Here is a 14596-nt window from a genome sequence, read left to right as displayed (position 1 = left end):
CCATCAAGTTCTGATGAACTACCGGCCTGGGGCTCGGCACCAGGCACTTTTGTCTGACACCCTGAAACGGAGACGCCAGCATGAGCACCTTGAAACTTCACCCTGTACTGGACAATGGTTTCCAACCCGCCGCCGCGAACTTCACCGGTGGCACCCTGCAATGCCTGTGTGCGACCGACAAGGTCGAGGTCAGGATCGACGCGCAAACCCTGCATAACCACGCGTGCGGCTGCAGCAAATGCTGGAAGCCGCAAAACGCGATATTCGCCGTCATTGCCGTAGTACCTCGGGATAAGGTCAGCGTCACTGCCCACGGCGAAAAACTGGTCATTGTCGACGAAACCGCCACCATCCAGCGCCACGCCTGCAAGCAGTGCCACGCCCATCTCTTCGGGCGCATCGAGAACAAGGACCATGCCTTTTATGGCCTGGACTTCGTCCACACCGAGCTCTCTCCCCAGAGCGGATGGGCGGCGCCGGGCTTCGCGGCGTTCGTGTCCTCCATCATCGAAACCGGCACACCGCCCGCGCAAATGAAGGCCATCCGTGAGCGCCTGCGCTCGATCGGCCTGGAGCCCTATGACTGCCTGTCCCCGGACTTGATGGACGCACTGGCAACTCATGTCGCCAAACAGAAAGGCCTGCTCCCCGCCGCCTGATTGATCGACCGCCGCGGCTCTGGGCCAGGAGCTGCCGGTGGTCGTTGCATTTCGCGTGTCACCGGCGTTTGACTAAGCTGAATAGATCAGGACGAACTGAAATCCAAGTGATAGCGGCCACCCGCGAATCTGGATGGGTATCAAGACGGTAACTCGCAAAGGAGACGACCATGTACGCGGTCATAAGAACCTACTCGGGTCCTGGCGCAAAACAGCTTTTCGATTTTTTAGAAGAGCAAAAAACCGACGTCGAAGCTGCCCTCCGGAAAGTTGCCGGCCTCGCAAGCTACACACTGCTGCCTCTCGGTGATGGCGGTATATCGATAACTGTTTGCACGGACAAGGCCGGCACCGACGAGAGCATGAAAGTCGCACGCGACTGGATTCAGAAAAACGCCTCGCACATCCATGCGTTCCCACCGGTCATCACGGAAGGTCCGGTCATTGTGCAGATCAATTAGCGCGCCCTGACGATCCCTCACGACATTATTGCTGTCCGGTGGATCATGCAGATTGTCTGCGCCAAGTGCCGGGTGATGTACCGAACTGGCGCTTGAATGCACGACTGAACGCCGCTTCGGATTCGTAGCCCACTGCAAAGCCAATCTGCGCCACATTTCCGCGACCTTCGCGCAGGTGTTGAGCCGCCACGTGCATACGCCAAAGCGTCAGGTATTGCATCGGTGGCTGTCCGACCAATGCCGTGAATCGCTCAGCGAATACCGAGCGCGACATGCCCACTTCAAGCGCCAGGGCTTCTGCAGTCCAGCCCTCGGTCGGACGAGCATGAAGCAGCGCCAATGCACGCCCGATATGCGGATCCCGCAAACCTGCCAGCCACCCGCGCCGCTCAGCGGGGAGGCTCGCGACATACTGGCTGACGGCTTCGACGAATAGCAGTTCGGATAGCTTGGCGATGATCGTTGTCGAGCCGACTCGCCCCGCCGCAATCTCACTGACAGCGAAACGGAACGAGCTTTCAATCCAGGCTCCGGAAGCCGTCGCGCGTACGTCCAGTTTCAATAAGGATGGCAGCGATGAAAGCAACGGACTGAAGGGCGTTTCCGAGCCGAGGAATCCACACAATAACTGCGTGACCTCGCCGCCTCCGCCGTACTTGATTCGTGAGATGCCGCCGACTTCCGGCGGCTGAACAACTTCGCGCGCATGCATGGGCGCAATGCTCAGGTCGCTGCCAAAAGTATGAACATCATTGCGCGGAGGCAGAATGAGTTCACCTGCCCGCACGTCGACAGTAGCGCCACCGTCGATTCTCAATTGCATGTGCCCCGCGGCGACAAAATGCGACGCAATGACATGTCGAGGAGTCGCCAGGAACGGTTTGCAGTCGTCCGCAGAGAGTCTTCCGTTGATGCACCAGGGCGCAGTGAATTCCGCCTCGAGAAAAACCCCTCCAGACAGCCGAATCACTCGCAAGACATCAGAAAGCGCATCCAACAATTGCCAGCCCTCCTTTCCGGAGTCCGGAGCATGTAATCAGGCGCACTGGTCATTCTTGGCCTGAACTGCGAGGCCTAGATTAGCACCAACGTTGACTCAGTGATCGAGACGATCCCCAGAGGCTTCACCCATGGTCATTGGCTCCGACGTTACCGTAATTGACCCGTTCCAACTCGACCAGGGAAGCAGGAGATCACTATGAACACCGTTGCTACCATACCCGGCTCAGTTTCGGGCAACGCCGCCCGATATGCTCAAATTGTCAGATCATCAAAGAAAGCGGAATGGCAGATCGATCGCGATTTGCTCCAGGACCGGAGTTTCGACTTCTCGCGCAAATTCTTGCCTGACGGACTTTCGCGGATCGACCGCCTGACCTTTCTCGCCGCCGACGAGGCGCGTCTGCTCAGTCAGATTCAGGGCAGAACCTATGCGTTTATCTTTGGTCTGGTCGAGCGTTTTATCAGTGCCAAAATGCTCGATCAAGGTCGGGGTCATGTCTTTGACGATCAGCTTGCACTCGAAGCGCTGGTGCGATTTTCCAACGACGAGATCAAGCACCAGGAGCTGTTCCGGCGCGTAGAGACGATGATTGGTTTGCAATTGCCAGCGGGATATCGTCAAGTTGCCGATCCAAACGATGTGGCGCGCGCGGTACTTGCATCCAGCACCTGGTCGGTGCTGGCGCTGACCTGTCATATCGAACTGTTTGTTCAGACGCACTACGTAAAAAGCATCGCCCCGCGCGAGGAGTTGTGCCCACTCTTCAAGGATGTCTTCAAATTTCACTGGAAGGATGAAAGCCGGCACGTCGTACTCGACGAACTGGAGTGGGAGGCGGAGCACGCGAAACTCTCGCCAGCCGAGCGCGACCAGGCAGTGAACGATCTGATTGCGCTGGTGGCAGCCGTCGACGCAATCCTGCAGGCACAATCGGCCTCCGACGCCGACTACTTCATTCGAACTGTTTCACCAGCGTTCGGTGTCGATGAGACAGCGCAAATCAAAGCCTGCGTGCTGAGCGCCTACCGCTGGCAATACATTATCTCGGGCGTGCAGCATCCACACTTTGGCCGTCTGCTTTCGCGCATGACAACACCCGCACAGATGTCCAGGATTCAGACCGCACTGGCCCCCATCATGAGCCATTGATCGACAGGGCGCGACCGACCACACATCGGCCGCGCGGCTCTGGAATGACGTGCTGAAAATGATTGATCGAGGATGGCCGCCATGACGATACCGATGTGGATGTTGCTTGGATTTGCGACCTGGACTTTGCTGCTGCTGATGGCAACCGTCGGGGTGTATCGCTGGGTCAGAATCCTGTTCTCGAATGTTCCGATTGCCTCTTTCCGAAGCGATCAGGTCGATGGCGAGGATTGGTATCGGCGCGGGACAAGAGCGCATGCCAATTGTGTGGAAAACCTGCCTGTCTTTGGCGCCATCGTGCTCGTGATTTCAGCCCTTGGGGTCAACAGCCCTGCAGTGAACTACTTGTCCACATTCGTCCTGATCGCTCGCGTGTGCCAGTCGCTGGTTCACGTATCCCACGTGCAAACCGATGCGTTCGTGGCGGTTCGTTTTGCCTTCTATTGCGTTCAGTTGGTCTGTTTTCTTGCGCTCATTGTTCTAGTCGCTTGTTACGGCGCATGAACAACTTCAACTGAGGGAGCGCTTTTTCAGGACAAAAAAACCTCCGCGTTTTGCAGAGGCAGGAAGAAGCCCGAAAAAGAAAAAGAAAAAGAAAAAGAACAAGAAAAGGAACTGGCACTAAGCCACTAATGTCGGAGCCGCATCACCTGGAGAATTTGGCTGATGCGCTCTCGGCATTTTGAAATCACTTACTGTTTGAATGGCTCGCGTCGAATGTTTGTCCAGCCGGACGTTTACATGACCGATGAAGATGCGTGGTACTACGCGTGCCTGCACGCGGGCGTGGGCCTTTTGTATGGGGAAGACAACGCTCAGGACAATCACGCGAAGTTGCTCGACCACGCTGAAAAGTCCGGTTTGACCGATGTCAAATGGGAAGAGTTGCCGTAAACCGCGATTGAATGCCCTTCCCTGCACAGGCAAAGATTTCAACCTCCCGCTACGCTCAACACAACGCATCTTCCTCTACATGAAAAGAGGTAGACCTTCCTATGCTTTTATATCCGAGATTACCCGCCGGCGTTCTTGGCGGACTCCTTCTTGCTGCATCGGCTGCAAGCAACGCTCTAGCCGATGTCAAAACCTGTGAGTGCGAGTTCAGCAGTCGGGATTATCAAGCCTACGGCACGAGTGGTGCCTGTGGCGTATTCATGTACGCAAAGGCCAGTATCTGCGAGATCTCCTTCGCCGGTATCGGCGCCAATCCTGATGTGCTGACTAACCCGAGGCTGGGTACCAACACGCTGCAGGCCCAGTTAGATGTCGCACCGGATATTTTCAGTCGTTATCTCGAGTTCGTAAAAACGGGCAACATCACGCCACTCAGCGAGCAAGAATTCATAGAACGCAGCTTGCCCGTCATGGCCCGCGCCAGCCTGTTTCGCGCAGCCCCGCAAATAGCAGAAGCGCCAATCAAGCAGCTGGATGCGGTGATTCAGGATGTGGCACACAAATACAGCGGCGAACTGGAAGCGATCTTCCTCGGCAAAAAAGAGCCGCACACCCTCAAGTGGGATGCCGAGAGCGACGTTGAACTGGGTCGCGGTTATGTCCAGATCAATTACAGAAAGGATATTCAACTGCGCGTTCTTTACTTCTCGCCAGCACAGAGGTGAAGGCTCATGAACTTCACATGCCTTGAAGAGTTATCGGACCTTGACCGAACCGGTTTGATAATGGCGATGATCGGTGCCGCGATCTTGCTGCTTGTGGGCCTTGGCTTGTCCTTTCGCCTGAAACTCTGGCAAGCGCTCACGGAAATCATCTATGACAAAGTCCACGTGAAGTTGCCGCCTCCCCTGCTTTGCCTGCTGACCTGTTTCGCCGTATTGGGAGGCATCTATTGGTGGCTGAATAAACAATACCCGGCCGACAGCATTGTGTTCAGTTCAAAGCCCTGGACACTGGGAGAGATCAAGCAGCGACTGGAAACAGTGTCAGGGGTGGATATTCAACTGAAAGGCGACGTGGCGAGTTTTGCCATTGATAGAAGGATTAGCGGGGCTTGTGCCAGTGATGTGCTGCAATCGGTGTGTCTCTACTATAGGGACAAACTTGATTGCCATAGTGAACCGGGGCGAACCATTATCGAACGTAAACCCTGAAAGTTGCTGCGCAAAACAAATGTGGGAGCCAGCCATCGCTAGCAGGCTAGCTCCCACAGGGATTGCTGTTAACCCGACAACCGGGTCAACAGCACTTCGGCCCCGCCTTGCTGCCATAACGAGCTTCCTGGCGTTCCCGGAAGAACACCTCATAACTCATCACCGGTTTGTCCGGGTGTTTGGTCTGCATGTGCTCGACGTAAGTGTCGTAGTCGGGCATGCCGACCATCAGGCGCGCGGCCTGACCGAGGTATTTACCGAGGCGACTCAGGTCATTGAACATGCTGCACTCCTCGATTACGCGTCCGGCAACGCTTGATAGGGCGCTTCTTTATCCGTGCGCTCCTTGGTTCCCCAGGCGGCGATACCGACCTTGAGGGCAAAGAACAGGATGCTGAAGACCACCAGCAGGAACAGCGCCGTCAGCGTCGCGTTGGTGTAAGCGTTGTAGATCACGTGCTGCATCTGCTCGATGCTCTTGGCCGGTGCGAGTACCTGACCGTTGGCCAAGGCATCGCTGTACTTCTTGGCCAGCGCGAGGAAACCGATGGCCGGGTTGGCGTCGAACAGCTTGATGAAGCCGGCGGTGGTGGTGCAGATCAGCAGCCAGACCGCTGGCAACATGGTGACCCAGACGTAGCGTTGACGCTTCATTTTGATCAGAACAACCGTCGCCAACATCAGCGCGATACCGGCCAGCATCTGGTTGGAGATGCCGAACAGCGGCCACAAGGTGTTGATGCCACCCAACGGGTCGATCACGCCTTGGTAGAGCAAGTAACCCCACATCGCCACACAACCGGCGGTCGCGATCAGGTTGGCCGTCCAGGATTCGGTGCGTTTCAGCGCCGGTACGAAGGAGCCAAGCAAATCCTGGAGCATGAAGCGTCCGGCACGGGTGCCGGCGTCCACCGCAGTCAGGATGAACAGCGCTTCGAACAGGATCGCAAAGTGGTACCAGAACGCCATGGTGTTTTCACCCGGCAGGACACTGTGCAGGATCTGCGCGATACCGACCGCCAGGGTCGGCGCACCGCCGGCACGGGCCAGGATGGTGGTTTCCCCGATGTCCTTGGCCACCGCTTGCAGCGCTTCCGGGGTAATTGCAAAGCCCCAGCTGCTGACGGTCTGAGCAACCGAAACAGCATCAGAGCCGACAAGCGCCGCCGGGCTGTTCATGGCGAAGTACACGCCTGGATCGATCACCGACGCGGCAACCATCGCCATGATGGCCACGAAGGACTCCATCAGCATGCCGCCGTAACCGATGTAGCGGGCATGACCTTCACTCGCCAGCAACTTCGGCGTGGTGCCGGAAGCAATCAGCGCATGGAAACCCGAGACCGCGCCACAGGCGATGGTGATGAACAGGAACGGGAACAGACCGCCCTTCCATACCGGCCCGGTGCCGTCGATGAATTGGGTCAGCGCCGGCATTTTCAGATCAGGCATGGTGATCAGGATGCCGATCGCCAAAGCGATGATGGTGCCGATTTTCAGGAACGTCGACAGGTAGTCACGCGGTGCCAGGATCAGCCACACCGGCAGTACCGCAGCAACGAAACCGTAGCCGATCAACATCCAGGTGATCTGGATGCCCGTAAAGGTGAAGGCCTTGGCCCAGACCGGATCGGCGGCAATCTGCCCACCCAGCCAGATCGAACCGAGCAACAGCAATACGCCGATCACGGAGATTTCACCGATGCGGCCCGGACGGATGTAGCGCATGTAAATGCCCATGAACATCGCGATCGGGATGGTCGCCATCACCGTGAAAATGCCCCATGGGCTTTCGGCCAGGGCTTTGACCACGATCAGTGCCAGCACCGCGAGGATGATGATCATGATCAGGAAGCAGCCAAACAGCGCGATGGTGCCGGGGATGCGGCCCATTTCTTCACGGACCATGTCGCCCAGGGAGCGGCCATTGCGGCGGGTCGACATGAACAGGACCATGAAATCCTGAACCGCACCGGCCAGCACCACGCCGGCAATCAGCCACAGCGTGCCGGGCAGATAACCCATCTGCGCCGCCAGAACCGGACCAACCAGCGGCCCCGCACCAGCGATGGCCGCGAAGTGGTGACCAAAGAGCACGTGTTTGTTGGTCGGGACGTAGTCCAGACCATCGTTATTGAGTACAGCGGGAGTGGCTCGATTGGGGTCAAGTTGCATCACCTTGTTGGCGATGAACAGGCTGTAGTAGCGATAAGCGACGAGATAGATAGCGACGGCTGCGACTACGATCCAGAGGGCGTTGATCGCTTCGCCGCGGCGCAGGGCCACGACACTCAGCGCAAACGCTCCCAGAACAGCCACGGCAAACCAGGCGAGGTGTTTAGCCAGACGGGGCATAGCGTGTCTCCTGCCGACAGCCAGTGACTGCGGCGATAATTTTTATAATTGTGTCCGCTGTGCGGAGCTGGCCCAATATCCGCGCATGCCGTCCACAAATAAATCCGCGTTACTACGTACGCGGTCTCTACGTAGTTCTACGTAGAGACCGCCATCTGTCAGCCTGAAATGCAAAACCCTGTGGGAGCCAGCCTGCTGGCGATGGCGGACTGACATTCACCATTGATGTTGACTGTGCCACCGCCATCGCCAGCAGGCTGGCTCCCACAAGGGTTTGTATTTCAACTGACTGACATCCCAACCGCAGGTCATTCCGTCCAGCAGCGCTACTGGACGCGCGTATCTTTGGCATATGATGCCGGCCTTCGCCTTCCCCCGGTCCGGACAGGAGCAAAGATGCAGCTCAAACACAAAATCGTCGCGCTCGGGATTCTGCCGCTGGTACTGGCGATTGCCGTCATCTGTGCGCTGGTGATTTCCCTGAACCGCCAACTGGGTGATCAACAGGCACAGCTGATCGAAGACAGCATTCTGGCCAGCAAGCGCGCCGAACTGAAAAACTACGTGGAAATGGCCCAGAGCCTGATCGCGCCGCTGTACGACGATGGCCACGGTGACGCGCGCGCCCAGCAGCAAGTGCTGGAAGAACTGCGCAAACTCAGCTTTGGCATCAATGGCTACTTCTTCGTGTACGACCGCGAGGGTCGCAGCCTGATGCACGCGCGGCAATCGGACCTGGTGGGGCAATACCTGTGGGACATGAAGGACCCGCACGGCCTCCCGGTGATCCAGGCCTTGCTCAAGAGTGCGCAATCCGGCGAAGGTTTTCAGCGCTACGCCTGGAACAAACCCTCCTCCGGCCAGGTAACCGACAAACTCGCCTACGTGGTGATGCTGGATCGCTGGGGCTGGATGCTCGGCACCGGTATTTACCTTGAAGACGTTGAACGCGCCACTCAGCAGGCCCGTGACGAAGTGGCGATGGGCATCCGCAAAACCATGTTGGCGATTGCCGCCGTCGCCCTCGTGGCCGTGCTGTTTGTGTTTGCCAGCGGCATGACGCTGAATGTCAGCGAACACCGTCTGGCCGACAAAAAACTGCAACGCCTGACCCAGCGTATCGTCAGTTTGCAGGAGGAAGAGCGATCGCGGGTTTCCCGTGAATTGCACGACGGCATCAGTCAGGTCCTGGTCTCGATCAAGTTCCAGTTCGAACTGGCCAGCCATGTCCTGGAGAACGGACAGGACAAAGGCTTGAGTATTTTGAGAGAGGCCACGGAGCGGCTGGGGGAAGCGATTGGCGAGGTTCGCAGCCTCTCCCACGACCTGCGCTCCTCCCTGCTCGACACCCTGGGGCTGTCGGCGGCCATTGGCCAACTTGCCGAGGAATTCGAGCAACGCAGCGGGCTTACCGTGACCTACAACGATAACGAATTCGACTGCCATCTGGTCGATGGCGCGGCGGTCTCGCTGTTCCGCATCGTGCAGGAAGGCCTGACCAATATTGAACGCCATGCACAGGCGAAAAACGTTTCCATCAACCTGCACGGGTCTGAAGAATCCATACGGCTGACGGTGGTCGATGACGGCATCGGCTTCAACGTCGCCCAGGTCGAACGTCTCCACGCCGGCATTGGCCTGCGTAATATCCGTGAGCGTGTCGAGCATTTCGGGGGTCGATTCGACCTGATTTCGATGCCGGGAAGAAGTGAGCTGGACGTGCTGCTGCCGATGAAAATGCCCGGCGCAAAACGCTGACCTGACAATAAGAGTGAATGCCCGTGATGAACCTGCCCTCCCCGATCCGCGTCGCCCTGGTCGACGATCACTCTTTGGTCCGCGACGGGATCAAGGCGCTGTTGTCCGTCATGGCCCCGCTGGAAGTGGTCGGCGAAGCGGAAAATGGTGCGGACGCCATCGAGATGGTCGGTCGCTGCCAGCCAGACCTGTTGCTGGTCGATATCAGCCTCAAGGACATGAACGGTCTGGAGCTGACCCGGTTGCTGCGCAGCCAGTACCCGTCGCTCAAAGTGCTGGTGCTCAGCATGTACGACAATTACGAATACGTGAGTGAGTCCGTTCGCTCAGGTGCCAGCGGGTATGTGCTGAAGAACGCGCCGTCACGGGAAATCATTGCGGCCATCGAAGCCATTGCCAGCGGCGGGACGTTCTACAGCGCTGAAATCGCCCAGCGACTCATCGCCGATAAAAGTACCGACAACGAGCTGACACCCCGTGAAAGCCAGGTGTTGTACAAAATGGCCCAAGGGATGAACAACAAGGAAATGGCCCGCGACCTGGACATCAGCGTGCGCACCGTAGAAACCCATCGCCTGAGCATCCGCCGCAAACTCAACATCGACAAACCGGCGGCGCTGGTCAAATACGCGATCGATCACGGGATCATTTCCCCATAAGCCGTCTGAACACCAACGCCCCCTGTAGGAGCCGGCTTGCTGGCGATGGCGTCCTCAAGATCGCCATCGCCATCAGGCTGATGCCCAAGTGCGAGTTGGAATGCATCGACACGCCAAGATCGCCCAGCAGCTCGACCATGCGAATCGAGGTTTCCAGTGACCATTTGCCGTTCGGGTCGATGCGCAACGGGTAACGGGGAAGGCTTTTTTCAGCGCTTTGATGCACGACACTTCGTGCTCCGGCGGCAACCGAGCTCAACTTCCGTCGCGCCGCCGAACGACTGAACATGACGCAACCGCCGCTCAACCGGCAGATCCAACTGCTGGAGCACCACCTGGGCGTCGAGCTGTTCACCCGCACCACCCGCAGCGTCGCCCCGGAATACGTGCAATGGCTCGGCTCGTCGCTGACGATCCTGGCGCTGGTCAACGCCGGCATGGGGTTGGCGCTGGTGCCGCGTTGCGCCAGCAGTGTGGTGTTCAATAATGTGGTGTTTCGCGATATCGACCTGGGGGAAGGTGTGCAGAGTGAGTTGCATCTGATCTGGCGGGAGAATAATGACAACCCGGCGTTTGCGATGTTGCTGGAGGGGATTCGTACGGCGGTGCGGGAGGGTTGGGGGTTGTGAGGGCTGAGCTGATTTTGTGGGTGTTTGTGCTACCGCCTTCGCGGGCAAGCCTTGCTCCTACAGGGTTGTTGTCGTTCACAAAATTGTGTTTCAACTCAAACCCGTAGGAGCAAGGCTTGCCCGCGAAGGCGTCCGTGAAATCGCTATCGCCGGCAAGCCAGGTTCCTACACGTGTCGCGGTGACTCTTCGCTAACGTTGCTTCATTCGGGCCGCCGCACCGCCCTCACCTTTCCACTGCCACCACCGCCGCAGAAGAACTGATCGCCGCCATCGGATTCAAGTCCCGACACGCCGACTCCGGTCGGCATCTTGACGCTATGCAGCACTTCCCCGGTTTCCGGATCAACGTGGCGTAGCTCGCTTTCATCCCCTTCCCACGTGCCATGCCACAGCTGCCCTTCAACCCAAGTCACGCCGGTGACGAAGCGGTTGGACTCGATCGTGCGCAAAATCGCGCCGGTCTCGGGATCGATCTGGTGAATTTTCCGATCGCGATACCGACCCACCCACAGCGTACCTTCAGCCCACGTCAGCCCGGAATCATTGCCGCCGCCCGGTGCCGGAATGGTGTTGAGCACCTTGCCGGTCTGCGGGTCGATTTTCTGGATGCGGTCGGCGGCAATCTGGAACAGATGCTGGCCATCGAACGCCGTACCCGCATCCGCGGTGACATCGATTGAACGCAAGATCTTGCCGCTTTGCGGGTCGAGGGCGATGAGTTTTTCGCCACTGGCAAACCAGACGCGCTCACCGTCCCAGGTCACGCCATGCACGCTGTCGACACCAGTGAACGGGCCGTATTCTCGGAGGATTTCTGCGGTTGAGTGTTTCATTTCGGTTTCCTCTTCAGGGGTTCGTGGCGTTCATCCTAGTCACTCGGCAGGGGCGCCGGGAGTAACAAGGTCGTCGCGAAACCCGGCACCGGCGGAGTCATCCAGCGTCGCGCCCGTCCATGCCCGAATGACTGCACCTTGTCGGCCGCCGCCAGTGTGTCGAGCGAGCGTTGCACCGTGCGCTGACTGGTGCCGAGGGCCAAGGCCAGCGCTGAACTCGACCAGGATTCGCCATCGGCGAGGAAGGCAAACAGCGCCGCATACTTCTCCTCAACCGGTTGCGCCAGCACCACGACGTCGGATGAAACCAGCGCCACCAGCGCAAACCCGTGTTGGGTGGCGATGATACCGGCCAACGGTTTCAGCGCCGCGCGCAGGCGCCCGACTTCGACGCGCAGCCGTGCCCGGTGGGACTCGTCCGAGAGCTTCAGGCGGAACGCCCGGCGGATCAGTGTTTCCCTCGACACGTCGCCCGGCCAGGCTTCGGCCAACGCGCGAGCAAGGGTAAACAACACGGGACGTGTGGCGAGGGACACTGACATGCCAGCACCGCGCACAACATACCGGCACGCGTCGACCACCAGCGAGGTTGAACCGAGCAAGGCTTCAACTTCCTCCAGCAGTAAAGGTCGCTCTTCACCATGGACAATCAGGCGCGCTACCGGGCTGTTGAGGACGAGGATTGCGTTTTCGACTTCTGCTGTCAGCGCCGGAATACCGGCCTCACGCGCAGCATGCTCGGCTCTTGTCAGAGCATGCCGAGCCGTTTGCGATTGCAGCCGCCGGATGGCAATCCCCGCGACCACCAATTCATGGGCGGCGCGCAGAGCCGGCGGCAACGGTGCAGGGTCCAGCGCGGCCAGCAGAATATCCGCCTCGTCGAGCCGCCCGATCAGCAGCAATCGACGAATCTGCAAATACCGCGCATGGGCAGCGTTGATCCGGTCACTGTGCGCCTCGAGCGTGATCCGCGCCGCCTCAAGGGCTTTCACCGGCCAGCCCAGGTCTCGCGAAGCCAGGGCGATTTCGGCCTCGGCCACTGCGCACCGCGCCCGCGCCAACGCCTCCTTTGGCCCGAATGCACGCGCCGCACTTCTCACCAGCGCCTTCGCCCGAACCAGATCGCCGAGCTGCGCCATCGCAATGCCGCGCAACGCGAGCGCTGGCGCATCGTCACGCAACGCAATCCGGTCCAGTGCAGCGAGTGGATCACCCGCCGCCAGTGCCCGCGCTGCTGCGGTGATCAACGAGTCCATAGGAGTGGTGCCACGGTTGTTGCTCCTGCCGTTCGATAACCTTAGTTAGTCTAGTCACGCGGCGTGATGAGCACTGGTCCGGGGTTTTCTGCGTTTGATAGGGCCTCATCGCGAGCAGGTCGAATCGTCGCACCGTCGCTCCCACAGGAGATTTGTATTTCGGATCACTATCGCGCGAGCTACGCGAAACCTGTGGGAGCGAGCCTGCTCGCGATGAGGCCCTTCGGTTCGCTTGGCGCTCAGTTCGGGTCGAGCAAGCCACCGCGCCAGTTGCGCGACGTTCGGCTGCCGGTGAATTTCGCTACCACCATGCCCTGAGAAACCAGGCGATCGCGATAACGCGTGGCCAGTCAGCACCAGCACCCGTGCCGCCGGGTCGGCTTCATGACCGTCTTTTTCGGCATAAAAAACGCCCTGCTTTCAACAGAGACGCCGGCTCAAGAACGCCAGGGCGTCCTTGAAAATCTGATGCCATTCTTCACTGGGCTCGCTCGCCAATGGATGCCAAAAGAACGTGAATTCATGCCCTCCATCGTCCGCTGCAAAATGGCTCCAGGTATCTGGAAGGTTCTGTGTCACGAGACACTCGTGAAACGCCCACGTGTGCCCTGTTATCGTCGAATTCCAGGTGCCCAGATCCCGTATTACTTCGCCTCTGATACCCGCCTCTTCGAACAACTCCCGGGCAGCTGCTGCGCCAGTCAACTCTCCCGGCTCCACGCTACCCTTGACCAGTTGCAGACCAGCCAGGGGATGCCGAAAGGCTAAAATCTCCAGCCGCTCGATGTTGCGCAGCACCACGGGGCAAGCTTTGACTACGCGCATGGGATGTCCATGGTTTGAGCCGGGGTGAGCAACCTCATATTTAAAAGCGCGACCCGACGACCGTCCGGCGATAACCGCTCCTCGATCTCAAACGGTACAAACCCGAGTTGCGGATACAGCAACAGCCCCGCCGTGTTTTCGTTGAAGCACGAAAGCTGCACCTCACTTGCCCGGTGACGGTCAATCGCCAACCCCACCATCGTCTCCACCAGAAATTTCGCCACGCCTTTTCCCCCGGGCCTTGGGGGACACGATCACGTTGCCGATTGTGCACACGCCCTCTTTCTCGAACTTGTAAAAGTTCGCAAAGCCAATCACGGAGCCGTTCTCTTCAACCACCGTTGAGTCAGAACGCTGGGCAATCGATGCAAGCAACTGGGTGTCCGTCAGCGGGTACTGCGCCTTCGGAAACATGAAAAACAGCTCCTTAGGGGTTTGCGGGAAGTTGCAGATCGCCTGAACATCTTCAGCACGTACGGGGCGGTGGGTGAGTGACATGATTTGGCTCCATCCAAGTGTCGGTGTGACAGATTACTGATTGCAGGCTCCGGATAAAAGCGGTCGGCCTGCTGATCTTCAAAACGCAAAAAGCCCCGCCCTCTCGAAGAGGACGGGGCTTTTTGTGGCCCGCCGATCAACCGGCGTTCAGCAGCACCGCGTCGTGCAGCTGCGTTTGCCGTAGCGCGCTTCCTGACGTTCGCGAAAGAACGCTGAGTAGGTCATGACCGGCTCGCCGGGGTGATTCAGCGCCATCTGCGCGACGTAGTTGTCGTAATCCGGAACGCCCACCATCAGGCGCGTGCTCTGGCTGAGGAGCCTGGCGGCATGCTGCAGTTTGCGGAACATGGCAAAAGCCTCTTTATGGTTTTGGACGGTCCCATGAAACCGCGCTCATGTATC

Annotated in this window: 16 protein-coding genes and 4 pseudogenes; 10 read left to right on the top strand and 10 right to left on the bottom strand. The window is 58.7% G+C overall.

Annotated elements, in window-relative coordinates:
* Window positions 1–80 precede the first annotated feature (80 nt).
* Both gfa and ACA066_RS11560 read left to right on the top strand, forming a co-directional pair.
* Window positions 81–659, top strand: coding sequence for an S-(hydroxymethyl)glutathione synthase (gene gfa / locus ACA066_RS11565; protein ID WP_497699309.1), 579 nt, complete (start codon window positions 81–83; stop codon window positions 657–659).
* A gap of 170 nt (window positions 660–829) precedes the next feature.
* Window positions 830–1120, top strand: a complete 291-nt coding sequence (locus tag ACA066_RS11560; RefSeq protein ID WP_497699308.1) for a hypothetical protein — start codon at window positions 830–832, stop codon at window positions 1118–1120.
* 43 nt (window positions 1121–1163) lie between these two features.
* On the opposite strand, the gene ACA066_RS11555 is transcribed toward ACA066_RS11560, so the two are convergent.
* A complete protein-coding gene (locus ACA066_RS11555; RefSeq protein WP_497699307.1) occupies window positions 1164–2120 on the bottom strand; it encodes an AraC family transcriptional regulator in 957 nt (318 codons plus the stop codon).
* Window positions 2121–2318: 198 nt separating this feature from the next.
* Here ACA066_RS11555 and ACA066_RS11550 point away from each other — a divergent pair, with 198 nt between their 5' ends.
* The 5 genes from ACA066_RS11550 to ACA066_RS11530 all read left to right on the top strand — a co-directional run bounded on the left by ACA066_RS11550 (window position 2319) and on the right by ACA066_RS11530 (window position 5380).
* The gene (locus ACA066_RS11550) at window positions 2319–3272 is read left to right on the top strand and encodes a diiron oxygenase (protein ID WP_497699306.1); all 954 of its coding nucleotides are present in this window, start codon (window positions 2319–2321) and stop codon (window positions 3270–3272) included.
* Window positions 3273–3353: 81 nt separating this feature from the next.
* A complete protein-coding gene (locus tag ACA066_RS11545) occupies window positions 3354–3776 on the top strand; it encodes an MAPEG family protein (RefSeq protein WP_497699305.1) in 423 nt (140 codons plus the stop codon).
* Window positions 3777–3938: 162 nt separating this feature from the next.
* Window positions 3939–4166, top strand: coding sequence for a DUF6555 family protein (locus ACA066_RS11540; RefSeq protein WP_497699304.1), 228 nt, complete (start codon window positions 3939–3941; stop codon window positions 4164–4166).
* A gap of 101 nt (window positions 4167–4267) precedes the next feature.
* Window positions 4268–4891, top strand: a complete 624-nt coding sequence (locus ACA066_RS11535; protein ID WP_497699303.1) for a hypothetical protein — start codon at window positions 4268–4270, stop codon at window positions 4889–4891.
* Window positions 4892–4897: 6 nt separating this feature from the next.
* The gene (locus ACA066_RS11530; protein ID WP_497699302.1) at window positions 4898–5380 is read left to right on the top strand and encodes a hypothetical protein; all 483 of its coding nucleotides are present in this window, start codon (window positions 4898–4900) and stop codon (window positions 5378–5380) included.
* 85 nt (window positions 5381–5465) lie between these two features.
* Here the strand turns inward: ACA066_RS11530 and ACA066_RS11525 are convergent, their stop codons facing one another.
* Together ACA066_RS11525 and ACA066_RS11520 are read right to left on the bottom strand one after the other, a co-directional pair.
* Complete coding sequence (locus ACA066_RS11525; protein ID WP_007900300.1) at window positions 5466–5663, bottom strand: YbdD/YjiX family protein; 198 nt, start codon at window positions 5661–5663, stop codon at window positions 5466–5468.
* Between the two features lie 14 nt (window positions 5664–5677).
* Window positions 5678–7735, bottom strand: a complete 2058-nt coding sequence (locus tag ACA066_RS11520; RefSeq protein ID WP_497699301.1) for a carbon starvation CstA family protein — start codon at window positions 7733–7735, stop codon at window positions 5678–5680.
* Between the two features lie 396 nt (window positions 7736–8131).
* Between ACA066_RS11520 and ACA066_RS11515 the strand changes: the two genes are divergently transcribed.
* Window positions 8132–9493, top strand: coding sequence for a cache domain-containing protein (locus ACA066_RS11515; protein WP_497699300.1), 1362 nt, complete (start codon window positions 8132–8134; stop codon window positions 9491–9493).
* A 26-nt stretch (window positions 9494–9519) separates the two neighbouring features.
* Window positions 9520–10152, top strand: a complete 633-nt coding sequence (locus tag ACA066_RS11510; RefSeq protein ID WP_017339266.1) for a response regulator — start codon at window positions 9520–9522, stop codon at window positions 10150–10152.
* 40 nt (window positions 10153–10192) lie between these two features.
* On the opposite strand, the pseudogene ACA066_RS11505 reads toward ACA066_RS11510, so the two are convergent.
* A pseudogene (locus ACA066_RS11505) lies at window positions 10193–10401 on the bottom strand (glucarate dehydratase); the annotation flags it as partial.
* On the opposite strand from ACA066_RS11505, the pseudogene ACA066_RS11500 reads away from it, so the two are divergent.
* Window positions 10398–10781, top strand: a pseudogene (locus tag ACA066_RS11500) (LysR family transcriptional regulator); the annotation flags it as partial. The pseudogenes ACA066_RS11505 and ACA066_RS11500 sit on opposite strands and share 4 nt — an antisense overlap.
* Window positions 10782–10982: 201 nt before the next feature.
* On the opposite strand, the gene ACA066_RS11495 reads toward ACA066_RS11500, so the two are convergent.
* From ACA066_RS11495 to ACA066_RS11470, 6 genes and pseudogenes are all read right to left on the bottom strand, one after another.
* On the bottom strand, window positions 10983–11615 hold the full coding sequence (locus ACA066_RS11495; protein WP_497699299.1) for a Vgb family protein: 633 nt from the start codon (window positions 11613–11615) through the stop codon (window positions 10983–10985).
* A 35-nt stretch (window positions 11616–11650) separates the two neighbouring features.
* Complete coding sequence (locus ACA066_RS11490) at window positions 11651–12871, bottom strand: helix-turn-helix domain-containing protein (RefSeq protein ID WP_497699298.1); 1221 nt, start codon at window positions 12869–12871, stop codon at window positions 11651–11653.
* 239 nt (window positions 12872–13110) lie between these two features.
* Window positions 13111–13221: pseudogene (locus ACA066_RS11485) on the bottom strand (succinylglutamate desuccinylase); the annotation flags it as partial.
* A 70-nt stretch (window positions 13222–13291) separates the two neighbouring features.
* Entirely contained in the window at window positions 13292–13696 is a 405-nt protein-coding gene (locus tag ACA066_RS11480; RefSeq protein ID WP_497699297.1) for an NUDIX hydrolase, read from the bottom strand.
* Window positions 13687–14194 (bottom strand): annotated as a pseudogene (locus ACA066_RS11475) (GNAT family N-acetyltransferase). Before ACA066_RS11475 ends, ACA066_RS11480 begins: the two are co-directional and overlap by 10 nt.
* Before the next feature lie 147 nt (window positions 14195–14341).
* On the bottom strand, window positions 14342–14542 hold the full coding sequence (locus tag ACA066_RS11470; protein WP_497699296.1) for a YbdD/YjiX family protein: 201 nt from the start codon (window positions 14540–14542) through the stop codon (window positions 14342–14344).
* Window positions 14543–14596 lie beyond the last annotated feature (54 nt).

The sequence above is a fragment of the Pseudomonas sp. LBUM1651 genome (assembly GCF_059716135.1).
Note: the sequence above shows the minus strand (reverse complement) of the source record. Positions and strands in the feature narration are given on the sequence as shown.